The sequence below is a fragment of the Guyparkeria sp. WRN-7 genome, assembly GCF_001641825.1.
Lineage (GTDB): Bacteria > Pseudomonadota > Gammaproteobacteria > Halothiobacillales > Halothiobacillaceae > Guyparkeria.
On the sequence record NZ_LRFH01000014.1, the window covers coordinates 414,269 to 438,705 of the forward strand.

The window sequence follows — 24,437 nt, forward strand, 5'->3', positions numbered from 1 at the left end:
GTGGCGCGCGAGTCGGTTTTCTTGCTTGTCCAAGAAAACCGACGAAAAGAAGGACATCCCGACGCCTTGGCCCTGCGGGCCTGATCGCTGCGCGATCAGCCTCGCGAACGGGCAATCGCTGACGGGTCGGTTCGACGCGACGTCGTGTCGCGGCGAACCTCGGGCCGGCGTCCCTGCCGGCCCGCCCCTGCGATTCCCCGCCCGCGAGGTAAGGCGAAAGGGGGCTCGCCCTTCGATTCGCATAGTTGCCCGATCTGAGGCGCGCGACTTCCCTTTGTTATCTGGTGGGGTGACCACTCGCAGTCTGGTATAGCGGTAGGCGAAGGTTGGTGTCCCCTAGGGCTTGCCTCTCGGCCGGCGGGTGGCCGGGGTCGGAGCGACAGGGACGTCGCTCCGATGCTCAGCGCGACACGACGTCGCGTCGAGCCGGCCCTAGGGAATCTCTGCACGAATCGATGGTGCCTCTGGCTCGCGGGTTTGTTCGCAATCGAGGCGCCGGAGCGAAGGCGGGCTCATTGCCCGTCGAGGGACGGCAACGAGGAGTGCGGGCAAACCCGCGAGCCCCGCACGGGCGGGCCGCCAAGGGCCCATCTGCGGCGTTGCGGCGCTTGCGAATGGCGACGGCCATTCACGGCGCACCGCGCCTTGTATCTGAACCCTTGGCGGTCCCGCAGAGACACTATCGATTCGTGCAGAGATTCCCTGGCCAGCCGTCGGTCGTGAGGCTTCGAGGTCGGACAGAAGTCCGGCCTCGAAGGCCCGAAGGGCCAAGCCGTGGGGTGTCTTTCTTTTCGGGTCTTTTCTTGGACAAGCAAGAAAAGACCCTCGCGCGCCTGGCAGGGCGGTCGCTATCGCCCGCTCCGCGCAACAGGCGTGCGAAACGAGCCTCCAATGTGTATTCGGGTGCTCTGTGTAGAAGGCCTAGGGGCGACGTTGGGCTGAAGCCCAACCCACAGGGTGGCTCGTGTCAGTCAAGGTTGGCTCGCACCTTCTAAAACTCGCATACCCGGCGGGGCTCAGGACGGTTGCTGCTCATCCACGAGCCGCGCCCTCACGCGAGGCAGATGGGCCGGGTAGTTGTTCTGAATGAAGGTCACAAGCCCTTCACGGATGGCGCACCGTAGGTCCCAGTTCCGGGAGGAGTCCGGTGCGCTCATCAGGAAACGAACCTGCATGGCCTGGTCGCTGGCATCGGTCACCTGCACCGTGGCCACTTTCCCGTCCCATAGATTCGACTGGGCGAGCAGTCGGTTGAATTCCTCTCGCAGCGGCTCGATCGGCATCGTGTAATCCACCCAGATGAACACGGTTCCCAGCAGTTCGGAGTTGTGCCTAGACCAGTTCTGGAACGGGTTGTCGATGAACCACTGCAACGGGATAACCAGACGCCGCAAGTCCCAGACTCGGACCACCACGTAAGTGGCGGTCACTTCTTCCACCCAGCACCACTCGCCCTGCACGTTGAGTACATCGTCGATGCGAAAGGGCTGTGTGAGGGCAATCTGCATCCCGGCCAGCAAGTTGCTCAGCACCGGGCGGGCGGCAAAACCCAGAATCAAACCACCCACGCCGGCGGATGCCAGCAGGCTGGCGCCCATGTGCTGGACGGAATCAAAGGTCATCAGGGCGGCGCCAAAACCGATGACCACGATCAGGATCTGCAGCGCGCGCACGAGAAAACGGGTTTGGGTCTCGATTTTTCGTGCGCGCTTCCACTCGTCTTCAAGTGCCGGGTTCAGCGCGACAATCACCTCACCAATCGCGGACGTCAGTCGCACCGAGGCCCAGGTGATCGCAAGGACCAGCAATAGTGTGGCGGTGTGCTGGATACCTGCGATCAATGGCAGGTCGGATGGCGCCGATGCGAGCGCTGCCGTTAATGCCAGCAGGGAGAAGACCGCCCCGAGGGCGCCGGCCGCGGCGTCGACAAACAGCCGAAGGACGGCCCGTGATTTGGAGAAACGACGGAACACCGCCAACGCGGCGCGATAAACGGCATAGGTGACCGCCACCGAAAGAATGGCCGACAACCCGGGCCACAACCACGCCTTCAAACCGGCCTGCAACGCGTCCAGCATCCGTCCTCCGCGAGCACGTTATTTGCGAATCGAAAGAAAAGCCAAAAACCAGGGCGCACCCGCTTTGGGGAAGATTGTGCCCACCGTCCATCCAACGGAGAGGCCTTTTGATGATGGACGAGCATAGGCGGTAACGCATCTGCTGTCCCTGTGAACGGTGGTTGATGGGTTTCAAGCGCCGGGAGTGCCAGCCAGCCGGCGGTCATGAGGTTTCGAGGTCGGACTTGTTGCAGCCTCGAAGGCCCCGAGGGGCGAAGCCGAGGGAAGTCTTTGTTTCCGCCCTCTCCGCAACACCGGTGTGCGACGTTATCCCCTCAGGCATGTAGGGCTGGAATCCGTGCCGCGCTCTGGCATGCTTCGCGTCATGTCGAATGAAACCCAATTGCTTCTCCTCACCCGCGCCGGCTACGAAGGCGACTGCGCCGCCCAGGTGCAGACGGTTGCCGCCGAGGCCGGCGTCCACGGCTTCTGCAAGGCCAAGGCCGATACCGGTTACCTCACCTTTATCGCCCACGACCCCGAGGCGCTGGCCCATTGGTTCGAGGCGCTCGCCCTCGACGAGCTGATCTTCGCCCGGCAGCTGTGTCTGGCCGGCGAGCCGCTGGACGACCTGCCGCCGGACAACCGACTGGGGCCGATCCTCGCCGCGATCGAGGGGCAGGAGTTCGGTGGCGTCTATGTCGAGACGCCAGATGCCGAGGCGACCCGGCCGCTGATGCGGCTATGCCGCAAGTTCACCAAGCCGCTGGAGCAGTCGATGCGCAAGCGCGGGCTGCTCGACCCGGGTAATCCGGATCTGCCGCGACTGCATCTCACCTTTATTGATACCACCACCGCGATCCCCGGCTGGTCGCATCCGGGGCAGGCCGCGCCGCAGCCGATGGGCATCCCGCGCCTCAAGCTCGCCAAGGACGCGCCCAGCCGCTCGGCGCTCAAGCTCGAGGAGGCGCTGATCACTTTCCTCTCGCCGGATGAGCGCAAGGACCTGTTGCGTGCGGGGCTGGAGGCGGTCGACCTGGGCGCCGCGCCCGGCGGCTGGACCTGGCAGCTGGTGCGCGACGGGCTGATGGTCACCGCCGTCGACAACGGTCCGATGGCGGACGTGCTCACCGGTCACGTCTCCGTCGAGCATCGCCGCGAGGACGGTTTCACCTTCCGCCCCGAGCGGCCGGTCGAGTGGCTGGTCTGCGACATGGTGGAAAAGCCCTCGCGCGTCGCCGACCTGATGGCCGACTGGATGGCGCGCGGCGATTGCCAGCGGGCGATCTTCAACCTCAAGCTGCCGATGAAGAAGCGCCAGCAGGCGGTGATGGATGCGGTCGAGCGGATCGCGGATCGGCTGGAGGATGCCGAGATCGACTTCGATATCGACATTCGGCAGCTGTATCACGATCGGGATGAGGTGACGGCGTATTTGCGACGGGTATAGCGCCCTTCTCTTTTGACCGCTGGAGAAGTTTCGCACGCCGATCTCGTTGGGTGGTTCTTGGTAAACCACCGTGCCCGGCGCGCGAGGGTATTTTCTTGCTCGTCCAAGAAAACACCCGAAAAGAAGGACGCCCCGGCGCCTTGGCCCTGCGGGCTCCCCTCGCGATCGGGGGATTGCCGACGGGCACGGTTCGACGCGACGTCCTGTCGCGGCGAACCTCGGGCCGGCGTCCATGCCGGCCCGTCCCTGCAATCCCCCGCTCGCGAGGCAAGGCGCCACGGGGGCACCCCTTCGTTCCGGTTCAATGCTATCCGGGTCTGCCATGCCCCTCTTGAGTCTCGGTGCACCATGCCTGAGGAGGTAGTCGGATCGGCACATACTGCACGAGGGTCGGCGGAGGCCTTGCCCCCTAGGGCTTGCCTCACGGCCGGCGGGTGGCCGGGGCGGAGCGACACGGACGTCGCTCCGAGGCTCGCCGCGACACGACGTCGCGTCGAGCCGGACCCGAAAGCCAGCCGCCGGTCGTGAGGCTTCGAGGTCGGACTAGGTCCGGCCTCGAAGGCCCGGAGGGCCAAGCCGTGGGGTGTCTTTCTTTTCGCCTCTTTTCTTGGACAAGCAAGAAAAGGGGCTCGCGCGCATCGATGGGCGTTCATCGAGACCCCGCAAGGAAAAATGCGCGTGAAACATTCTTCCCCCACGCTTCGTCAGCGTCTCAGCTTGTACATCCCTGCGCGGAGCAGGGATTGTCACGAGCCCGACCTTGGGTCAGTCTGAACCCCACGGTTTCGATTCCCGCGACAGGATGTCGCACGCCGTCCATTCCGGCCCGGTAGACGACCGGCAGAAGACGGCCGTTATCAGGGAGGTTGTTGGCATGCCATCACGCATCGACTCACTCGCCGGGGCAGACGCCCCGATCCGCCGACTCATTCGCGGCGCGCGCCTGTCCTGTCTGGCGCTGGCGGCCTTCCTGCCGGCCATCGCGACGGCCGATGGCTGGGAAACCACGGAATGGAGTGTCTTCTGCGATAGCGAGCTGATCAGAACCGCTCCGGACGAGATGTGTGACGACAGTGAGGCGACCGGTCCCGCGGCGGCGACACGGGCGGCCCTGGAGGAGGCCAGTGTCTGGCTCGAGGGGCTGGGGTTCCGCGAGCCGACGATCGACACCATGGGCGGCAACCCGCCGGCGTACCTGGCTTACATCTCCGACGAGGAGACGGCCTCTGAAGACGGTTTTCTCACACACGGGCTCTACAAGACGTCGGAGTGGACCATCTACATGAACAGCGAGTCCTACTTCGCCGTGGGCGAGGGCGACACGGAGGAGGCTCGCGAGGCGAATCTGGCCGGGGACATGTCGACGACGGCGAGCATGGTCCACGAGCTGTTCCACGCCGTTCAGCGTACCTATCAGTCGGACTGGGTCTATGACTCGGTGGGGCACGACTGGATCTTCGAGGGCATGGCCGAGGCGGTGGCGTTTTCCTGGCTCAAGCGGAACGAGGATCAGTCCGTGTCGACCAGGGTGCGTTCCTACGAGTATCCCCTGCACCGGCCGGAAGCCCCCGACGAGACCCTGGATGACTATCGCACCTTCCACTTCTGGTTCACGCTCGGGGAGGTGCTCGGCTCGCGCGACGAGGTGCAGTATCTGGATCACCTGCTCGAGCAGGACCTGCAGCTGAGCCAGGGGCTCGAGGGGATCGACGCCGGCCTGCGCCGCTGGCATGCCGACGGGCTGTACGCGCTCTATCCGACGGTGATGGCGCGCTACGTGATGCAGGACGTGTTCTTCGACGATGTCACCGAGCACACGCTGACGTTTCCCCGCGACGAGCGGGTGATCGGTGGCCAGTCGGTCCGTCCGGTGGCGACGCGCGCGCATCGCATCGAGATCGACATGCCCGAGGGCAAGACCGCCGGCCTCGAGATCCGCTTTGCCGACGATGACCGTCCCGACCTGCATCTGCTGGTGGACAAGGAGCGTCGGGATATCGAGATTGCCGGCACGCCGCGCAACGTCCATCGGGATGCGCTGCATGGGCCGACGACCCTGTTCGTCCGGGTGGCGAACGTGGCGCCGGAGGCGGCCGACTCGGTCGAGCAGGAATACGACCTCGAGGTGCGGCTGCGCCCGCTCGATCCCTGCGGGATGGAGGCCATGGAGTCCGCCGCGGCCGATACGGTCGGCCGGGTCGACAACCTGCCCGACCCGAGCGGCGCGGTGGATGACGCCCAGCTGTCGGGCGTGGGCAAGGCGTTCGTCGAGCGGGTGCAGCGCCAGATCCGCCGTCCCGGCGGCAGCGTCCTGCCCGGCGAGGGGCGGCTGCTCATCAAGGGGCTGGTGTCGGATGGCGGTGTCGGCTGCAGCGGCCACCTGGCGGCGACCACGGTCACGGGCCGCTCGGTCGATGATCGCGAGGCGCGCCGCCAGTTCGACGACAACCTCGACGATGTGCAGGGCAAGATCGATCAGCTCGAGGGCTTGATGGAGAAGTCGGCCGACGACATGGATCAGTCCGACCTTCGAGCCGCCGCGGCCCTGTCCGCGCAGGTGATGGAGGGCATGAACAAGACCGAGCCGGACTCCGCGCCGCAGGACGTGGTGCTGCCCGTGTACAGCCCCAATGTCTCGATGTGGCAGGCCGGCCAGATCCGCATGAGCCGGCATGGCGGCGTGGGCGGCTGGCAGAGCAATGCCGCGGCCAATTTCGTCCTGCACCTGCCGGGCACGCGCCCCGAGGACCTGCGTGAAGGGCAGAGCTACGAGGCGGTCGCGATCGCCCCGGAAAGCGGTGGCACCGGCTCCACCGAGAACCCGGCCGTCTCGCCGAACGGCTTCTACGCGCGCTGGCAGGGCACGTTCGAGAAGATCCCCGTACCGAAGGGCATGGCCATCCGCACCATGGGTTACGCCTTCGAGGGCACCCGGGAGACGCTCTACGGCCACCTGACCGGCGAGGTGACGATCGAGGAGCTCACCGGCGCGAGCATCGAGGCGACGTTCCGGCTCTCGGGTGACGGCACGCTGGTGTCCACGCGCTACCTGTACGATTGCGACGAGCCGGAGAATCTCCGGGTGGCGCGTTCGCCGGTCTGCGACCCGGACGAGATGCTGAGCGGGTCGCTGCGGGCCTCGAACGGCGAAAGCCGGACCACCGGCCCGATGGTGATCGAGGGGCGTCTGCGCACGCCGAACCGCTCTGCCGGCGGGGGTGTGCGCCCCGGCTACCAGAACGTGGTGATCGACTGAATCGCCCCGGGCGGCGACCGGCCCGTTTTTCACATTCAATCGAGGCAACCGGATGATCCCCACCGAAACCATCGAGCGACTCGCCGATCTCCTCGCCCGCTTCGACCGCGAGGAGGTCGAGGCCGAGGCGCTCTGCGATGACCTCAAGGCCGTGCGCGACCAGGACATCGCCCGGGCGATGGCGGGATTGTCGACCGGGGGCATGGCGCGCGTGCTCGACGTGCTGCCGGCAGAGCGCCGCGGCGGGGTGTTCGGCTTTCTCGAGCCCGATACGCAGTACGCGCTGATCGAAGCGCTCGACGAGGCGCAGGCGCGCGAACTGCTCGAGGCGCTGCGGCCGGACAACCTGACCGCGATGCTGGAGGACCTCGAGCCCGAGGAGGGCGAGGCGGTCGTGCGTCGCCTAAGTCCGCGCCGGGTGCAGCAGGCGCTGCGCCTGCTGGGTTACCCGCCGGAGAGTGCCGGGCGACTGATGACGCCGGAGTTCATCGCCCTGCGTCCGGACTGGAGCCTCGCCTATGCGCTCGAGCACGTCCAGCAGCACGCCGGGCGCAGCGAGACCATCGATACGCTCTACGTCACCGACGCGCAAGGCCGGCTGCTCGGCTGGACCGGGCTGCGCAAGCTGGTGCTGGGCGACCCCGCGGCGACGGTCGAGTCGCTGATGGACGACGATCCGGTGCGCGCGGTGGTCGGCGACGACCGCGAGGAGGTCGCCCGCCTGATCCAGCACTACGACCTCACCGCGCTGCCGGTGGTCGACGAGGCCGGCACCCTCCTGGGGATGGTGACCATCGACGACGTCATGGACGTGGTCGAGGAGGAGGCCACCGAGGACATCCACAAGCTCGGCGGTCTGGGCGCGAAGCAGGTGAGCCTGCGCGGGGCCTCGACCCTGGACCTGTTCAAGAAGCGCATCGGCTGGCTCTTGATGCTGGTGTTCCTCGCCATCTTCGCCGCCGGCGCCGTCTCGGCCTTCGAGGAGACCCTCGAGGCGGCGGTGGTGCTGAGCTTCTTCCTGCCGCTGATCATCGGCTCGGGCGGCAACGCCGGTTCGCAGGGGGCGACCATGATGGTGCGCGCGCTGGCGACCGGCGATGTCTCCTCCGGCGACTGGGCGCGGCTGTGGGGGCGCGAGCTGGGCGTGGCCACGGCGCTGGGCGTGACCATGGGCGCGGCGGCCTGGGGCATCGGCCTGTTCTATGGCGGCACCATGCTGGCCAACGTGGTGTTCCTGTCGATGATCGCCGTGGTGATCTTCGGCAGCATGGTGGGGATGCTGCTGCCGTTCCTGCTCACCCGCCTCAAGCTCGATCCGGCGACCGCCTCGACGCCGCTGATCACCTCGATCGCCGACATCGGCGGCATCCTGATCTACTTCGGCATCGCCACCGCCTGGATCAACGCGACCTAGGCCGCTCGGGCAGTGGGGCGGATCAGCCCTTCTCCTTGCGCTTTTTCGCCGCCTTCACGTCCCGCTTGACCGCCTCGGCGGCGATGCGCATCACCTCGATGCGCGCATAGCGCTTGTCGTTCGCCGGGATGATGTGCCACGGCGCGTACTCGGTGCTGGTGCGGATTACCATCTCGTTGACGGCGGCCTTGTAGTCGTCCCACTTCTTGCGGTTGCGCCAGTCGTCGTCGGTGATCTTGTGCTGCTTGTAGGGGGTCTCCTGGCGCGCCTCGAAGCGCTGCAGCTGTTCCTCGGGCGTGATGTTGAGCCAGAACTTGAGCAGGGTGACGCCGTGCTCGGCGAGCTGTTCCTCGAAGGTGTTGATCTCGTGGTAGGCGCGCGCCCACTCCGGCTGCGAGGCGAAGCCCTCGACCCGCTCGACCAGGACCCGGCCGTACCAGGAGCGGTCGAAGATGGTCCAGTAGCCGTCGCGCGGCAGCTGTCGCCAGAAGCGCCACAGGTAGTGATGGGCGGCCTCCTCGTCGCTGGGCTCGGCGATCGGGATGACGTTGTAGAGACGCGCGTCGAGCGCCTCGGTCAGCCGGCGGATCGCCCCGCCCTTGCCGGCGGCATCCCAGCCCTCGAACACGGCGACCACCGGGTGGCGCGCCTCGAATCCCTTCCAGCCCAGACGGTTGATGGTGGTGTCGAGGGCGCGTTTTTCCCGCTTGTATTCGTCCTTCGCCAGGACGAGGTCGGTATCGACGTGGTCGACGATGGTGCGTCGCGCCGTTTCGGCCTCGGGGAGTGCCGGGGCATGCGAGACCCGGGTGGTCGCCGTCTCGTCGCCTGCGGCCAGACGCGTGTCGATGGCACGGTGCAGGGTCTTGCCGGCGGTCAGGTCGCGGAAGTGGCGGTCGGTCGCCTCGATCAGGAACCAGGGCGACTCGCCGGTGTCGGTCTCGCGCACCATGCGGGTGGCGAGATCGATGAACTCGTCGTAGTGATTGGCCTCGCGAGCGGTCTCCGGGGCCATGTGCCAGTGGCTCTTGGGGTCGCGGCGGCGTGCCTCCACCCGGCGGGCCTGCTCGCTCGCCGGCAGGTGCAGCCAGAACTTCACCAGGAGGGCGCCGTCGTCGATCAGCATGCGTTCGATCTGGCGGATGCGATCGAGTTCGCCTTCGATGCCTTCTTCGCCCAGCTGGCCCTGCCGGGCATCGTCGAGCAGTTTCGCGTACCAGCCGCCGAACAGGATGCCGATCTCCCCGGCGGCCGGCATGGCGCGCCAGTAGCGCCACCAGCGCGGGCGTTGTTTCTCCTCGTCGGTCTCGTCCCAGAACACGTGCGTGCGCACGTTGCGCGAGTCGAGCCACTCGTGCAGACGGTTGACCAGCTCGCCCTTGCCGGCCCCGGCCACGCCGGTGATCAGCAGCAGCACCGGCAGGCCGGCCGCGCGGGCGCGGCGCTGGGCCTCGAGCAGCTGGGCGCGCAGTTCCGGTTCGGCCTCGCGGTAATCGGACTTTGACAGGCGGCGGCCGAGCTCGGCGGCTTCGAACATGGCGGTCCCTCGGGTGCGTCGTTGGCCTCAAGCCTAGCACCGCTCCAGCCGCATTCCTGCCACGGCTGTGCCATCCTCGTGAGTCCACGAGAGGGAATCCATGCGCATGCTTCGTCCGCCGTCGTTATCCCGCCGTTTTCCGGTCTGGCTGGCCGGGCTCTGCTGCCTTGCGGCCGTCGGACTCGGCGACCCGGCAGCGGCCGAGAATCGCTTGGCCGACACGGCCTCCGACTACCTGCGCGATCACGCCGACAACCCGGTCGACTGGTACCCCTGGGGCGAGGCGGCCCTCGAACGCGCCCGCCGCGAGGACAAGCCGATCTTCGTCTCGGTGGGCTATTCCACCTGCTACTGGTGCCACGTCGCCGAGCGCGAACTCTACGAGGACCCGGCGATCGCCGCGCGGATGAACGCGGGGTTCGTCAACATCAAGGTCGACCGCGAACAGCGGCCCGACCTCGACCGGGTGCTGATGCAGGCCACCGAAGCGCTCGGCGGCGGTGGCGGCTGGCCCAACAACGTCTTTCTCACCCCGGAGCTCGAGCCGTTCTTCGCCGGCAGCTACTTTCCGCCCGAACCGCTGCCCGGGCGGGAGAGCTTCCCGCAGATCCTCGAGCGGCTCTCGGCCCAGTGGCGCAGCGACCGCGAGCCGCTGGTCGAGCGCGCCGAGCGCATCGCCGCGGCACTGCGCGCGCAGTCGGGCGCCAGCGGCATCGATCCGGCGCGCCTCGACCCGCTGGCCTGGCGCGAACAGGCGGTCGCGGCGCTGAGTGAGACCTTCGACCCGCTGGTCGGTGGCTTCGCGCCGGCAGGACAGTCGAGCCGCTTCCCGCAGTCGCCGAAACTCTCCCTGCTGCTCTCGGCCGCGGAGGCGGGCGACGATTCGGCTGCCGAGATGCTCGACCTGACGCTCGCGGCGATGAGCATCGGCGCGCTGTTCGATCACGTCGGCGGTGGCTTTCACCGCTACACCGTCGACCCGCAGTGGCAGGTGCCGCACTTCGAGAAGATGCTGCTCGACAACGCCCAGCTGATCGGCCTGTACGCCCGCGCCGGCAACCGGCTGGAGCAGCCCTGGTACGCGCGCGTGGCCGGGCGCAGCATCGATTACCTCGAGCGGCGGCTGCGGGCCGAGGCCGCCGGCCTGTACACCGCCGAGAGCGCCTCGCTCGACGGCATCGAGGGCAAGAGCTATGTCTTCACGTCCGAGGAGATCCGCTCGGTGCTGGGCGAGCGGGCGGATGTCTTTCTCGACTGGCACGAGCTGGTGCCATTGCCCGAGAGCCGCATCGACCACGAGCTGCCCGACGGCGGGGTGGTCAATCTGCGTCCGGGCCGGGCACTCGAGGCGTTGGACGGAAACCAACTGGCCGCGGCGATGACCGGGCTGGAGGGGGACTATGCCGCGCTGCTCGACCATCGGCAGGCGCGCGGACAGCCGAGCCGGGATCGCAAGCGGGTGGCCGAGTTCAACGCCCTGGCCGGGCTGGGGTTGCTGGCCGCTGCCCAGCCGCTCGACCGGGGCGATGCCGCCGGGCGGGCGGTGGCCGTGGGCGAGTGGCTGTGGGACACGCTCTGGGACGAGCGGGCCGGGCAATTGTCCCGGCAGGCCTACGCCGGGCAGGTCAGCGGCGAGGCCTTCCTGGCCGACTATGCGGCGACCGGGCGGCTGATGCTCGCCCTGTACGGCAGTCAGCATGAGTTGAAATGGCTGTTCCGCGCCCAGCGGATCGCCAACGCGATCGAGGCGCGCTTTGTCGGCGAGGCGGGGCGGTTGCACGAGCGGGCGCTGGGCGAGGAGGCCGCGGCACTGCCGATCACCCCGCCGCTACTCGGCGACGAGGTCGGCCCGTCGGGACACAGCCTGGCGGTGGTGTTCCTGCTCGACATCGGCCAGGTGATGGATGCCCCGTTACGGCAGCGGCGCGCGGTGGCCGCGCTGGCGGGGTTTGCCGGCGAGGTGACGGCGGATCCCTCGGCCTGGGGGTGGCTGGTCGGCGAGCTGGCGCGCCCGTCGCGTGCCGCGGCGGTCGAGCGGTTTGCCGCCGAGCTGGCCGCCCCCGAACCGGCCGGCCCGGGCGCCTCGCGCGATCACGTCGCGGTGGACGCGCAGCGGGTCGAGGACGGCGAGGCGATCGAGGTGCGCCTCGCCATCGACCCGGGCTTTCACATCAACGCCAACCCGGCCAGCGCGGATTACCTGGTGCCGACGCGGGTCACCGCCGTGGATGGCGAGATCGGCGCGATCGACTATCCGGCCGGCAAGCCGTTCCGTGCCGCGTTCGCCACCGAGGCCATCGACGTCTACGAGGGTGAGCTGACATTGCGGGCGCCGGTCGCCGGTGACGTGCCGACGCGCCTGCGGATCGAGATCCAGGCCTGCGATGACGAGGTCTGCCTGGCGCCGGATACGGTCGAGGTGCCGGTCGGGCGCTAGGGCAGAAACGCAACGGGCCGCGACCGACCGGGGAGGTCAGCCGCGGCCCGTCGGGGCTTTTGCGTGGTGATCAGGCCGAGGCGGGCGTCGGCTCGCTGTCGGCCGGCTCGTCGAGCTGGCAGCCCTCGGGGATCAGCGGGGTCAGCCCAAGCTTGGCGAACATCGCCTCGTCGGCCTCGGCATCGGCGTTCTCCGTGGTGAGGAGCTTTTCGCCGTAGAAGATGCTGTTGGCACCGGCGAAGAAGCACCAGGCCTGGATGGCCTCGCTCAGGCCCTCGCGGCCGGCGGACAGGCGCACGTGCGAGGAGGGCATCATGATGCGGGCCACCGCGATGGTGCGGATGAACTCGATCGGGTCGAGCGCCGGCACGTCGGCCATCGGCGTGCCCGGAATGCGCACCAGCATGTTCAGCGGTACGGATTCCGGCGCGCGCTCGAGATTGGCGAGCGTGGTCAGGAACGAGGCGCGATCCTGACGGGACTCGCCCATGCCGAGGATGCCGCCGGAGCAGACGTTGATGCCCGCATCACGGACGTGGTCGAGGGTCTCGAGGCGGTCCTCGATCGAACGGGTGGTGATCACCTGGTCGTAGTACTCGGCCGAAGTGTCGATGTTGTGGTTGTAGTAGTCGAGACCGGCTTCCTTGAGGCGGGTGGCCTGGTGCGGCTCGAGCATGCCGAGCGTCACGCAGGCCTCCATGCCGGTCTGCTTGACCACGTGCACCATGTCGATGACGCGCTCGAGCTGCTTGTCGGTCGGGTTGCGCCAGGCCGCGCCCATGCAGAAGCGCGAGGCGCCCTTCTCGCGCGCCCGGCGGGCGGCGGTGCGCACTTCCTCGAGCGGCAGCAGGCGCTCGCGCTCGAGGCCGGTGTCGTAGCGGGCACTCTGCGAGCAGTACTTGCAGTCTTCCGGGCAGGCACCGGTCTTGATCGACATCAGGGTGCTGACCTGCACCTTGTTGGGGTCGAAGTGCTCGCGATGCACCGACTGCGCCTGAAAGAGCAGATCGTTGAAGGGTTTTTCGAACAGGTCGAGCGCGTCCTGTTTGCTCCAGCGCGGACGGGTCATGGGATCAGCTATCCTCGAAGGATTCGGGCGGGTCGGTGAAGGTGTCTTCCCACGTATCTTGCTTGATTCGATACAGGTCGTAAAGCGACCACGGCACGATGATCAGGGCCGCAACCGCCCACAAAATCAGGTAGAAAGTGAGGCTTCGCGGCGCGAAGGCGCCAACGGCCACGCTCGTTCCGGCAACCGCGTAGAAGCGGTAGGCGGCCCACTGGGTGTACTCGCCGACCTTGGGATTGGGGTGATGCCGGTTGAGGGCATAGACCAGCATGGAAAGGCCGGTCCAGAAGATCGCCAGCGGCAGCGGAATGGCCATGGCGACGATATTGCCCCAGTTGAACCAGGTGGCGGCTCGTTTGGCCGACCGACCGGAGATGCGGGTCGGCGTGTGTTCGTCGTCCGACTCCACTGTTTGGGCGGGCGCTTCCTGGTTCATGATCGTTCGACCTCAGAATATGCAGATGGGATGCAGGTTACCATGGAATGGATTCCCGCTCGACGTGGGCGCTGGTTCGACGCGCCCTGCCACCTCTGTCGACGCGACACGGTCGACCCGACTGGACTGTGCGTCGACTGCCTTGTCGAGTGGCGCGCCTTGCTGGGAAGGCCGCGATGCATATCCTGTGCGCTGACGCTCGCCGATCGGGGCGAGGGCATGACCTGCGGGGCATGCTCGGCCCGGCCGTGGCCGTTCGACGGGGTGGTCTCGGCCGTGGATCTCGCGCCATCCGTCCGCGAGCTGGTCCATCGGCTCAAGTATGGTCAGGATTTCAGTGTCCTGCCGTTGATGCAAGAGACGCTGGTCGACGCGGTGCGCGGCTCCCCGGCCTTCGTCCTGCCCGATGCACTGGTGCCGATGCCGCTGCACCCGGCCCAGCGCCGGCGGCGCGGCTTCAACCAGGCCTGGCTGCTGGCGGACGGCCTGCGGCGCGCACTCGACCGGCCGATACTCAAGCGGGGCGTGCGCCGGGTGCGCGATACCGGTTCGCTGACCATGCAATCGTCGCGTGACCGGCGTCGGGCACTCAAGGGGGCATTTGCCGCCGATACCGAACTGCCGCGCCGGGTGGCGATCGTCGACGACGTGCTCACCACGGGCGCGAGTGCCCGTGCGCTGGCGACCGAATTGCGCCGTGGCGGTGCCGAGTCGGTGGCCGTCTGGTCGCTGGCGCGCACGCCCTGATTCGCATCCCGGGAAAAGCGGGGACATGGCTTGTGCCGATCGTGGAGTTTGGGTAGAATCTCGCGCCTTGGCCGTCCCGGCCGCGTACGCCCGTGGTGATTACCCGGCGGCCCGGGCGGCGGCCCCAGATCGGGGCGAACCCGAAGACGATCAACTTGAGATGCGGCCCCGGCGGCATCCGACCCAACTTTCGAACCTTTACCAGGGGCAGAATCGAGATGAAAGAAGGCATTCACCCGAACTACCAGCCGGTGGTGTTCCAGGACGTCGCGGCAGACTTTGCCATCCTGACCCGTTCGACCATCAAGTCGAACGAGACCATCAAGTGGGAAGACGGTAACGAGTACCCGCTGGTCAAGGTCGACGTGTCCTCCGCGAGCCACCCGTTCTTCACCGGCAAGCGCTCCGAGGGCAGCATGGCCAAGCAGGTGGACAAGTTCCGCAACCGCTACGGTCAGAAGAAGAAGTAAGACCGTTGATGGTCGCGTTCCCGCCACTCGGCCGGACGCTGCAAGAGGGCACCGCGGGTCTCCCCGGTGCCCTTTTTCGTGTCTGGCCTCTTCGTGTGTGGTTTTTCGTCGTCGCCCTCGTGGCCGCCGCCCCGGCGACGGCCGACTGCCGTCCCGACGGCGCCCAGGGTCGGGCGGCCACCGTGGCCTACGTCAACGACGGCGACACGGTGCGCCTGACCAGTGGCGAGCGCGTGCGCCTGGTGGGAATCGATGCCCCCGAGATCGGGCGCGACGGCGACCCGGACGAGCCGTTCGCCCGCGAGAGCCGTCAGGCGCTGCAGGCATTCATCGCTGACTCGCGCAACCGCATCGAGCTGGTGCCGGCGCGCGAGCACGAGGATCGCTACGGGCGCACGCTCGCCTATCTCTACCGTCCCGACGGGGCCTCGGTTCAGGGTCACCTGTTGGCCGAGGGCATGGCGATGGCCGTGTTCATCGCCCCCAACCTGGCGCTGGCCGACTGCCTGATGGCGCATGAGCGACGGGCGCGCGAGGCGGACCGCGGCATCTGGTCGCTGCTCGCCTACGACCCCGGTCTGCCGTCGGTGCGGGGTATACCCGACGACGTGCAGGGGGCGGCGATCGTCCAGGGCCGGGTGGTCTCGGTGGGCGAGAGCCGGCGCAATATCTGGCTCAACCTCGAGGGACGGGTGGCCGTGCGCATCGACAAGGCCGATCGCGAGCGCTTCCCCGGCTGGGATTTCGACGCGCTCGAGGGCGAGCGGTTGCGGGTGCGTGGCTGGATCGTCCACCACAGCAACCGCTACCAGGACTGGTTCATCCCGGTCGATTCGGCCCATGCGCTCGAACGAATGGATTAAGAACGCCGGCTTGCCTGCCGCGGAACGAAAAAGGGCGAACCCTCGGGTTCGCCCTTTTTCTTTGCGGCGCCGTGATCCGCTCAGCGCTCGGCGAGCCAGTCGCGCGGGCGGAGGAACTCGTCGTAGAGACGCGCCTCCTCGCTGCCCGGCTCCGGGTGATAGTCGTAGCGCCAGGCGGCGCGCGGCGGCATCGACATCAGGATCGACTCGGTGCGCCCGCCCGACTGCAGCCCGAACAGGGTGCCGCGGTCATAGACCAGGTTGAACTCGACGTAGCGGCCGCGCCGGTAGGCCTGGAAGTCGCGCTCGCGCTCCCCGTAGGGGGTGTCCTTGCGCTTCTCCACCAGCGGCAGGTAGGCCGGCAGGTAGTGGTCGCCCACCGAGCGCATGAAGCCGAAAGCGGTGTCGAATTCGACCTGACCGTCGGCGCCATAGTCGTCGAAGAACAGGCCGCCCACGCCGCGCGGCTCGTTGCGGTGCTTGAGCCAGAAGTACTCGTCGCACCACTGCTTGAAGCGCGGGTAGTGGTCGTCGCCGAACGGCCGGCAGGCGGCTTCGGCCTGCTCGTGCCAGTGAACGGCATCCTCGGTGAAGCCGTAGTAGGGCGTCAGGTCGAACCCGCCGCCGAACCACCACACCGGCTCCACGCCTTCCTTCTGCGCCTGGAAGAAGCGCACGTTGGCGTGCGAGGTGGGCACGTACGGGTTGCGCGGGTGGATCACCAGCGACACGCCCATCGCCTCGAACGAGCCGCCGGCAAGGTCCGGGCGGTGGGCGGTGGCCGACGGCGGCAGCTTGTTGCCGGTGACGTGCGAGAAGTTGATCCCGGCGCGTTCGAAGGTGCTGCCGTCCTCGAGGATGCGGCCGCGGCCCTCGCCGTTGAGGTGGTCGCCCGGCGGGCGCTTCCAGTCGTCGTGCAGGAAGCGGGTGCCGTCTTCCTGGCCTTCGAGGCCGGCGACGATCCGGTCCTGCAGGTCGATGAGGTAGTCACGAACGGCCTGGAGATCCGCCTGCGTATCGGCCATGGTCAGCTCCTGATGATCCTTCCGGTGGGCCAGTGGATGATCTGCGAGGGGCGGGCGCGCCGGTCGACGGTGCCCGGGATGATCTTGACGTCCGCCCGGCCGAACTGTCGGCGGGCGGTGAGCGCATCGCGTGCCGCCGGGCGACCGGTGACGTTCGCGCTGGTCGAGACGATCGGACCGCCGAAGGCGCGGCTGATGGCGCGCGCGGTCTCGTGGGCCGGCACGCGCAGGGCGATCTCGTCGCGCCCGCCGGTGAGCCAGTCGGGCACGCCCTCGGCCGCCGGCACGATTACCGTGCGTGCGGCCGGCCAGTCGGCGGCGAGCTTCTCCCACTCGTCCGCCGGCACCGCCGCGTAGGGCTGGAGCATCTCCGGCGTGTCCGCGACCAGGATCAGGCCCTTGTCGAGGTCGCGCCGCTTGAGCGCCAGGAGGCGCATCACCGCGAAGGGGTCGAGCGGGTCGCAGCCCAGGCCGAAGACCGCCTCGGTGGGGTAGGCGATCAGCCCGCCGGCATCGAGGTGGCGGGCGATCTCGCGCAGGCGGAAGGGCGAGAGCCCGCTCACGCCTCCTTGCCTCCGGAGGCGCTCTTCTTGCTGGTGGCCTTCTTCGCCGTGGTCTTCTTGGCGGTCGTCTTCTTGGTCGTGCTCTTCTTGGCCGTCGATTTCGTCGTCGACTTGGACGCGGTCTTCTTCGCCGCGGCCTTGGGCGCCGCCTTGCGGCCGCGACCCTTGCGCTCCGGTGCCTGGGCGATCATCTCGATCGCCTGCTCGTGGGTGATCGTCTTGGGATCGGTGTCCTTGGGGATCTTGGCGTTCTTCTTCCCGTTGGATACGTACGGGCCGTAGCGGCCGTTGAGCACCTGGATGCCGTCACCGAAGTCGTTGATGATGCGGTTCTTTTCCGCGAGTTTCTTGACCTCGATCAGCTCCAGCGCACGCGGCAGTTCGATGGTGTACGGGTCGTCGTCCTTGCCCAGGGAGGCGAACTTGTTGCCGAACTTCACGTACGGGCCGAAGCGGCCGATATTGGCCTCGACCGGCTCGCCCTCGGGCGTCTCGCCGAGCTTGCGCGGCAGCTTGAACAGCTCCATCGCCTCGTCGAGGGTGATGGTGGCGATGCTCTGGTGCGGGCGCAGCGAGGCGAACTTGGGCTTTTCCTCGTCGTCCTTGCTGCCGAGCTGGACGAACGGCCCGAAACGGCCCAGGCGGGCGACCACCGGCTTGCCGGTCTTGGGGTCGGTGCCCAGTTCGCGGCCCTGGGCGGCTTCCTGGCGCGAGACGTTCTTGGCGGTGTCCTCGATGCGCTCGGAGAACGGTTCCCAGAACTCGCGCAGCAGCGGCACCCAGTCCATCTCGCCGCGCGAGACGGCATCGAGCTCGTCCTCGAGCTTGGCGGTGAACTCGTAGTCGACCACGTCACGGAAGTATTCGGTCAGAAAGCCGTTGACCACGCGCCCCATGTCGGTGGGGCGGAAGCGGCGCTGCTCGAGTTCGACGTATTCGCGCGAGCGCAGCGTCGAGATGATGCTGGCGTAGGTCGACGGCCGGCCGATGCCGTACTGCTCGAGCGTCTTGACCAGGCTCGCCTCGGTGTAGCGCGGCGGCGGCTCGGTGAAGTGCTGCGTGGCCTTGATCTCGGCCAGATCGATCTCCTGGCCTTCCTCCAGCGGCGGCAGGCGACGGTCGTCGTCCTTGTCGCTCGCCTGGTCGTCCTCGTCCTCGCGGTAGGCCGCGATGAAGCCGGGGAATTTCAGGGTCGAGCCGGTGGCGCGGAAGCTGTGCTCGTCGCCGGCCGCGAGATCCACGGAGACCTGGTCGAAGATCGCCGGCGTCATCTGCGAGGCGAGCGTCCGCTTGAAGATCATCTCGTAGAGGCGGAACTGGTCGCGATTGAGAAACGCGCGCACCTTGTCCGGCGTGTTGGCGATCGAGGTCGGCCGGACGGCCTCGTGGGCCTCCTGGGCGTTCTTCGACTTGGTCCGGTAGCGGTTGGGACTTTCCGGGACGTAGTCGGCGCCGTAGCTGTCGCCGATGTGGCCCCGGATCTCGCCGATCGCGTCGTTCGACAGGTTGACCGAGTCGGTCCGCATGTAGGTGATCAGGCCGACGGTGCCCTGGCCGATGTCGACGCCCTCGTAGAGCTCCTGGGCGACGCGCATGGCGCGCGAGGCGGACAGGCCCAGCTTGCGCACGGCCTCCTGCTGGAGCGTCGAGGTGGTGAACGGCGGGGCGGCGTGACGCTTGCGCTCGCGACGGTCGACCTTGGCGACCTTGAGCGTGCCGTTCGCCGCCGCTTCGAGGCGTTCGCGCGCGGCAGTGGCGGACGCCTCGTCCTCGAGGGTGAACTGGGCCACCTTCTTGCCGTCGAGCTGGTAGAGGCGGGCGGAGAACGGCTGCTCGCCGGTGCGGCAGTCGGCGGCGATCGACCAGTACTCGCGCGGCTTGAACGCCTCGATCTCTTCCTCGCGCTCGACGATCATCCGCAGCGCCGGGCTCTGCACCCGGCCGGCCGACAGGCCGGGGTTGATCTTCTTCCACAGCAGCGGCGAGAGATTGAAGCCCACCAGGTAGTCGAGCGCGCGGCGGGCCTGCTGGGCGTCGATCAGCTCCTGCGACAGCTCGCGCGGGTGGGCGATGGCCTCCTGCACGGCGCGCTTGGTGATCTCGTAGAACACCACCCGCTTGGCATCGCGGTCGTCGAGCAGGCCGCTGTCCTTCAATAGCTCGTAGAGGTGCCAGGAGATGGCCTCGCCTTCGCGGTCGGGGTCAGTCGCCAGCAGCAGGGTGTCGGCCTTCTTCAACGCCTTCTTGATGGCATCGACGTGCTTCTTGTTCTTGTCGATGACCGTGTAGTTCATCGCAAAGTCGTGCTCGGGGTCGACCGCGCCGTTCTTGGGCACCAGGTCGCGCACGTGGCCGTACGAGGCCAGTACCTCGTAGCCGGGGCCGAGATATTTCTTGATCGTCTTGGCCTTGGCGGGGGACTCGACGATGACCAGATTTTCGCTCATAAGGTGTCTTCGTTAATTACGGAAGCTCTGCGCGAACCGTTCGCCCAGCCCTTCCTTAGTGCAGTACGGCGGCGTCGTCGAAGACGAGGTCTTCCATCCACGCAAACGCCTGCTCCTCGCCCGGCTTGGCGAACAGGACCAGGAGCACGATCCACTTCAGGCGCTCGACGTCGATCTCGTCCTCGCCGAGGGCCATGGCGCGTTCGATGACCGTCTCGCGGCTCGACGGCGACAGCACGCCTATCTGCTCGAGCTGCATGAGAAAGCCCCGGGCATCGACGTCGAGCATCATCAGCTCGTCCTCACTGTAGACCCGGAAGGCCTGGTCGCGTTCGGGGCCCGCGACTCCGCCCTGTTCGAGCACGCCCTCGAGCCAGCCGAAGGCGTGCTCGATCTCGTCGTGGTCGAAACCGGCCTCGAGCAGTTTCATCTGCAGCCCGGCGCGCTCGTTTTGCGGGGGGAAGCGGTCCTCGTCTTCCATGTAATTCTCGAAGAGGAACATCAACAGGTCGAGAACGGTCTCTTTCATCGGCTCACCGGGCAATGATGGCTTGAGCCTGCACACGCGAGCAGGAATTCACGAGGGCGGTGGCAGGTGCGGGTGGCGGGTGTCGTCCGACATTCGGGTCAGTCGGGGGCGACCGTCTGGCTCGTGCGGACGTACATTCCGCCGGGCAGGGTGGATACTTCTCCCGCCAGTTCAAGCATGAGGAGGATGGAGGAAACCTCCCCGGCGGTCAATCCGCTGGCCTCGATCAGGCTGTCCGCCGGTTGAGGGTCGTGGCCCAGTAGGTCGAGGATTTGTTGCTGCTCGGGATCCCGCGTTGCCGGCGCCGGTTCGGGAGGTTCGCTGGGCGTCTGCGCTGGCGTATCGATCGCCTCGAGCTGGCGGCGCAATGTCGGTGCGAGTTCCTCGAGGACATCCTGGCCGGTCTCGACCAGCTTGGCCCCCTGGCGGATCAGCCGATGGCAGCCGCGGGCCAGCGGATTGTGGATCGAGCCGGGGATGGCGAACACGTCGCGGCCCTGCTCGCCGGCCAGTCGGGCGGTGATCAGCGAGCCGCTCTGCACGGAGGCCTCGACCACCAGCACGCCGCTCGCCAGACCGCTGATCAGCCGGTTGCGCCGCGGGAAGTGGCCGCGGCGCGGTTCGGTGCCCGGCAGCCATTCGGAGAGGATCAGTCCGCCGCTGGCGACGATCTCTTCGGCCAGTTCGGCGTGTTCCGACGGGTAGAGCCGGTCGATGCCGGAGCCGAGCACCGCGATGGTGGTGCCGTCGGCATCGAGTGCGCCCCGATGTGCCTCGCCGTCGATCCCCAGGGCCAGCCCGCTGGTGATCACCAGTCCCTGACCGGCGAGGTGGCGGGCGAAGGCGCGCGCGTTCTGGCGGCCGCCGGTGGTTGGCGTGCGTGACCCCACCATGGCCACCTGCGGTTCGCGCAGGGCGGCAAGTCGGCCGCGGGCGAACAGCGCTGCCGGTGCATCGGGCAGCTCGTCGAGGGCGTCGGGGAAGGCCGCCTCGCCGCGGGCGACCAGGTGGTGGTCGGCGGAGGCGGCCAGCCAGTCGTGGATGGCGGCGGCGCGGGCCGGGTCCGGTTGGGACCGGGTCAGCGCCTCCGGCAGACCCGCGTGCAGCCAATCGCCCCGCGAGGCATCAAGGGCCTGGCGGGGCGATTCGAAGTGGGACAGCAGGCGATCGAGCCGCCGCGGACCCATGCCGGGGATCGAGAGCAGCTCGATCAGCGCGGCGGGCGGAGACTCGGTTCCGGCTGTGCGGGTTGGCGAGATTGCCACCCGTTACAGGCGGTTGTCCTGGGTCGGGGTCTGCGCCAGGTCGCCGGCGTGGATCGGCTTGGTTGCCTTGATCACCAGCGCGTAGCTGACCCGGTCGTAGACGCGGAAGACCATGGCGCTGCCGATCGGATAGTCGGGCAGGCGGACCGCCGGCCCGTGCAGGGCCTCGCGACCGTTTTCGGTGGTCTCCTTCGGTGCGAAGCGATCCTCGATCACGCGGCCGCGCTTGCTGATCTGCAGCAGGTCGCCAGCGGTGACTCCGGCCTCGGCGCCGCGGTCGATGATGACCACCTGCTGGCTGCCGACCTGGGTGATCGCGTCCGGCAGCAGGATGATGCGTGCGTCGATCGGGAAGGCCGGGATCTGCGGGGTGACGTCGCTGGTGAACGCCTCCGGCGTCATCTCGACCAGGCGGTTGCCGGCCTCGACTTCGCGGACGGTGTCTTCCAGCGTCAGGGTGGCCGGGTCACCGGCCTCGACCAGGTTGGCCTCGCCCTTGAAGATCGCGCGGTAGCCGAGCAGCTCGTCAGTGCGGCCGTCGCGCAGTTCCTTGCCCTGTTCGACCACGGCGAAGCGCTGCTGCTCGCCGTCGAGTTCCGGGCGGGCGTAGATGGTGTCGCCGGTGCTGGCGTTCAGGGTGCCTTCGCGGTTGTCCAGGATGTACGGGGCCGACTCGAAGTCCTCCGCGTCCAGCACCTGGTCGTAGCTGAGGAACGGGCGCACCAGCTCCAGCGGCACGGCGGAGACGGCCGGCGGCAGCGACTCGTAGCGGATGTGCGGGCGCAGGCCCACCGCCAGGCGCGGCCGGTCACCGACGAACATGATGGTGATGTGGTCGCCCGGGTAGATGCGGTGCGGGTTGGCAATCTCCTGATTGCCGTACCAGATCTCCGGCCAGTAGTACGGATCCTTGAGGAAGTGGTTGGCGATCGACCAGAGGGTGTCGCCTTTCTTGACCACGTAATCCTTGGCGGAGAGGTCGCGGAACTGGTCGCGCGTTTCCTCGGCGGTCAGCGTGCGCTTGACGGGGCCGCGTTCGGCGCCGAGGGGCAGGGTGTCGGCCGCGTAGGGCTCTCGCGGGTTGATGACATCGTCTTCATCGATGCCAGCGCAGCCGGAGAGGATGGCGGTGAACGGCACGAGGCCCGCGAGCGCGAGTGCCAGGGGGAGTCCTTTGGTCGATCTCATCGTTACAACGTCCTTGGTGTCCGGTCGAGAGCAACCCGGCGTCGGGTTGTTCCCCCATGATTGTCGACATGCATCTGGGTTCTGCCGAGTGCTGGCGTACAATGTATCCCCAAATATGGCTTGTTGTAAAAGATTTCGCCCCCACCGTCCAGTCGGCAGCGGGGCGAGGTGGCCCCTTTCTGGTGATTGACGTATGAGTCTGCGAGACATCCTCATCTATCCCGACGAGCGGTTGCGCGAGATCGCCCGCCCGGTCGACTCCTTCGAGCCGGCCTTGTCCGAACTGGTCGACGACATGTTCGAGACCATGTATCAGGAGCGGGGCATCGGGCTCGCGGCCACGCAGATCGACGAGCACCGGCGGCTGTTCGTCGCCGACGTGAGCGAGGACCGCAGCGGCGCGCTGGCCTTCGTCAACCCGGAAATCCTCGCGAGCGAGGGCACGGTCGAGTCCGAGGAGGGCTGCCTGTCGATCCCCGGCATCAACGAGACCATTGCGCGGGCCGAGCGCATCCGCGTGCGAGCCCAGGACGCCAAGGGCAAGACTTTCGAGCAGGATCTGGAGGGGCTGCTGGCGATCTGCTTCCAGCACGAACTCGACCACCTCGAGGGGCGCCTGTTCATCGACTACCTCTCGCCGCTCAAGCAGCAGCGCATCCGCAAGAAGATGCAGAAGGCCGCTCGCCGGGAGCGCGTATGACCCTTCGTGTCGTCTATTGCGGTACGCCGGACTTCGCCGTGCCGGCCCTCGAGGCGCTGGCGCGACTCGACGAGGTCGGCGGCGAGGCCGTCGAGCTGGTGGCCGCCTATACCCAGCCCGATCGTCCCGCCGGTCGTGGCAAGAAGCTGACCGCCTCGCCGGTCAAGCAGGCGGCGCTGGCGCTGGACCTGCCGGTCGAGCAGCCGCTGTCGCTGCGCGACGAGGACGCCCAGGCCCGCCTGGCCGAGTATCGGCCGGACCTGCTGGTCGTGGCCGCCTACGGGCTGATCCTGCCGCAGTCCGTGCTCGACCTGCCGCGCCTCGGCGCGATCAACATCCATGCCTCGCTGTTGCCGCGCTGGCGTGGGGCCGCGCCGATCAACCGCGCCATCGAGGCGGGCGACACCGAGACCGGCATTACCATCATGCAGATGGAGGCCGGACTGGATACCGGGCCGATGTGGCACAAGCTGCCCGAGCCGATCCATGCCGACGACACCGCCGCGACCCTGCACGACCGGCTGGCGCCGCTGGGGGCGACTGCGCTGATCGAGGCCCTGCCCCGCATCGTCACCGGTGATGGCGCCCCCGAGCCGCAGGACGATGCCCAGAGCTGCTACGCCGCCAAGCTTGCCAAGCCCGAGGGGCGCGTCGACTGGCGCGAGTCCGCCGAGCTGATCGAGCGTCGCGTGCGTGCCTTCAATCCCTGGCCGGTTGTCCAGACCACACTTGAAGGCCAGCCGCTGCGTCTGTGGGGCGCGCGCCTGGCCGAGGGACGCGAGGGCGCCGCCCCGGGCGAGGTGACGGCGGTCACCGCCGACGGCATCGTCGTGCAGGCGGGTGATGCGGCGGTCGAACTGACCCGCGTGCAGCGTGCCGGCGGGCGGCCGATCGACGCGGCGGACTTTGCCCGCGGCCGCTCTCTCGAGGGGGTGCGGCTTGGCGAATAACGGGCCGAAGACCGACGCGAACCAGCGCCGCGGC

Annotated in this window: 19 protein-coding genes; 9 read left to right on the forward strand and 10 right to left on the reverse strand. The window is 68.0% G+C overall.

The window, feature by feature from the left end; all coding sequences use genetic code 11:
* Window positions 1-1,016: 1,016 nt before the first annotated feature.
* Window positions 1,017-2,078, reverse strand: coding sequence for a mechanosensitive ion channel family protein (locus AWR35_RS06530; RefSeq protein WP_058575125.1), 1,062 nt, complete (start codon window positions 2,076-2,078; stop codon window positions 1,017-1,019).
* 382 nt (window positions 2,079-2,460) lie between these two features.
* On the opposite strand from AWR35_RS06530, the gene rlmM reads away from it, so the two are divergent.
* The 3 genes from rlmM (at window position 2,461) to mgtE (ending at window position 8,177) form a co-directional block, all read left to right on the forward strand.
* Window positions 2,461-3,507: a 23S rRNA (cytidine(2498)-2'-O)-methyltransferase RlmM gene (gene rlmM / locus AWR35_RS06535; RefSeq protein WP_197408149.1), complete on the forward strand. Its 1,047-nt coding sequence runs from the start codon at window positions 2,461-2,463 to the stop codon at window positions 3,505-3,507.
* Between the two features lie 874 nt (window positions 3,508-4,381).
* Window positions 4,382-6,763: a hypothetical protein gene (locus AWR35_RS06540; RefSeq protein ID WP_058575127.1), complete on the forward strand. Its 2,382-nt coding sequence runs from the start codon at window positions 4,382-4,384 to the stop codon at window positions 6,761-6,763.
* A 52-nt stretch (window positions 6,764-6,815) separates the two neighbouring features.
* Window positions 6,816-8,177 (forward strand): magnesium transporter, encoded by a 1,362-nt coding sequence (gene mgtE / locus AWR35_RS06545; protein ID WP_058575128.1) that lies wholly within the window; start codon window positions 6,816-6,818, stop codon window positions 8,175-8,177.
* 22 nt (window positions 8,178-8,199) lie between these two features.
* Here mgtE and pap read toward each other — a convergent pair whose 3' ends face one another.
* Complete coding sequence (pap, locus tag AWR35_RS06550; RefSeq protein ID WP_058575129.1) at window positions 8,200-9,714, reverse strand: polyphosphate:AMP phosphotransferase; 1,515 nt, start codon at window positions 9,712-9,714, stop codon at window positions 8,200-8,202.
* A gap of 100 nt (window positions 9,715-9,814) precedes the next feature.
* Between pap and AWR35_RS06555 the strand changes: the two genes are divergently transcribed.
* Window positions 9,815-12,151 (forward strand): DUF255 domain-containing protein, encoded by a 2,337-nt coding sequence (locus tag AWR35_RS06555; RefSeq protein WP_058575130.1) that lies wholly within the window; start codon window positions 9,815-9,817, stop codon window positions 12,149-12,151.
* Between the two features lie 70 nt (window positions 12,152-12,221).
* Here the strand turns inward: AWR35_RS06555 and bioB are convergent, their stop codons facing one another.
* Entirely contained in the window at window positions 12,222-13,220 is a 999-nt protein-coding gene (gene bioB / locus AWR35_RS06560; protein WP_058575131.1) for a biotin synthase BioB, read from the reverse strand.
* 4 nt (window positions 13,221-13,224) lie between these two features.
* Window positions 13,225-13,656 (reverse strand): hypothetical protein, encoded by a 432-nt coding sequence (locus AWR35_RS06565; protein WP_058575132.1) that lies wholly within the window; start codon window positions 13,654-13,656, stop codon window positions 13,225-13,227.
* A gap of 42 nt (window positions 13,657-13,698) precedes the next feature.
* On the opposite strand from AWR35_RS06565, the gene AWR35_RS06570 reads away from it, so the two are divergent.
* From AWR35_RS06570 to AWR35_RS06580, 3 genes are all read left to right on the forward strand, one after another.
* Window positions 13,699-14,403, forward strand: coding sequence for a ComF family protein (locus AWR35_RS06570; protein ID WP_156413947.1), 705 nt, complete (start codon window positions 13,699-13,701; stop codon window positions 14,401-14,403).
* A gap of 218 nt (window positions 14,404-14,621) precedes the next feature.
* Window positions 14,622-14,873, forward strand: coding sequence for a type B 50S ribosomal protein L31 (locus tag AWR35_RS06575; protein ID WP_058575134.1), 252 nt, complete (start codon window positions 14,622-14,624; stop codon window positions 14,871-14,873).
* 95 nt (window positions 14,874-14,968) lie between these two features.
* Window positions 14,969-15,736: a thermonuclease family protein gene (locus AWR35_RS06580; protein ID WP_058575135.1), complete on the forward strand. Its 768-nt coding sequence runs from the start codon at window positions 14,969-14,971 to the stop codon at window positions 15,734-15,736.
* A gap of 80 nt (window positions 15,737-15,816) precedes the next feature.
* Here the strand turns inward: AWR35_RS06580 and hemF are convergent, their stop codons facing one another.
* The 6 genes from hemF to AWR35_RS06610 form a co-directional block, all read right to left on the reverse strand.
* On the reverse strand, window positions 15,817-16,761 hold the full coding sequence (hemF, locus tag AWR35_RS06585; RefSeq protein ID WP_058575136.1) for an oxygen-dependent coproporphyrinogen oxidase: 945 nt from the start codon (window positions 16,759-16,761) through the stop codon (window positions 15,817-15,819).
* 2 nt (window positions 16,762-16,763) lie between these two features.
* On the reverse strand, window positions 16,764-17,324 hold the full coding sequence (locus tag AWR35_RS06590; protein WP_058575137.1) for an L-threonylcarbamoyladenylate synthase: 561 nt from the start codon (window positions 17,322-17,324) through the stop codon (window positions 16,764-16,766).
* Window positions 17,321-19,771 carry a DNA topoisomerase I gene (locus tag AWR35_RS06595; RefSeq protein WP_058575138.1) on the reverse strand — a complete coding sequence of 817 codons (2,451 nt, stop codon included), beginning with the start codon at window positions 19,769-19,771 and terminating at the stop codon, window positions 17,321-17,323. Before AWR35_RS06595 ends, AWR35_RS06590 begins: the two co-directional genes overlap by 4 nt.
* 55 nt (window positions 19,772-19,826) lie before the next feature.
* Window positions 19,827-20,300, reverse strand: a complete 474-nt coding sequence (locus AWR35_RS06600) for a DUF494 domain-containing protein (protein WP_058575139.1) — start codon at window positions 20,298-20,300, stop codon at window positions 19,827-19,829.
* A 98-nt stretch (window positions 20,301-20,398) separates the two neighbouring features.
* On the reverse strand, window positions 20,399-21,487 hold the full coding sequence (gene dprA, locus AWR35_RS06605; protein ID WP_058575140.1) for a DNA-processing protein DprA: 1,089 nt from the start codon (window positions 21,485-21,487) through the stop codon (window positions 20,399-20,401).
* Between the two features lie 81 nt (window positions 21,488-21,568).
* Entirely contained in the window at window positions 21,569-22,753 is a 1,185-nt protein-coding gene (locus AWR35_RS06610) for a LysM domain-containing protein (protein WP_058575141.1), read from the reverse strand.
* 193 nt (window positions 22,754-22,946) lie between these two features.
* Here AWR35_RS06610 and def point away from each other — a divergent pair, with 193 nt between their 5' ends.
* Together def and fmt are read left to right on the forward strand one after the other, a co-directional pair.
* On the forward strand, window positions 22,947-23,453 hold the full coding sequence (gene def / locus AWR35_RS06615; RefSeq protein ID WP_058575142.1) for a peptide deformylase: 507 nt from the start codon (window positions 22,947-22,949) through the stop codon (window positions 23,451-23,453).
* Window positions 23,450-24,403, forward strand: a complete 954-nt coding sequence (fmt, locus tag AWR35_RS06620) for a methionyl-tRNA formyltransferase (protein WP_058575143.1) — start codon at window positions 23,450-23,452, stop codon at window positions 24,401-24,403. Before def ends, fmt begins: the two co-directional genes overlap by 4 nt.
* The last annotated feature ends 34 nt before the right edge of the window (window positions 24,404-24,437 follow it).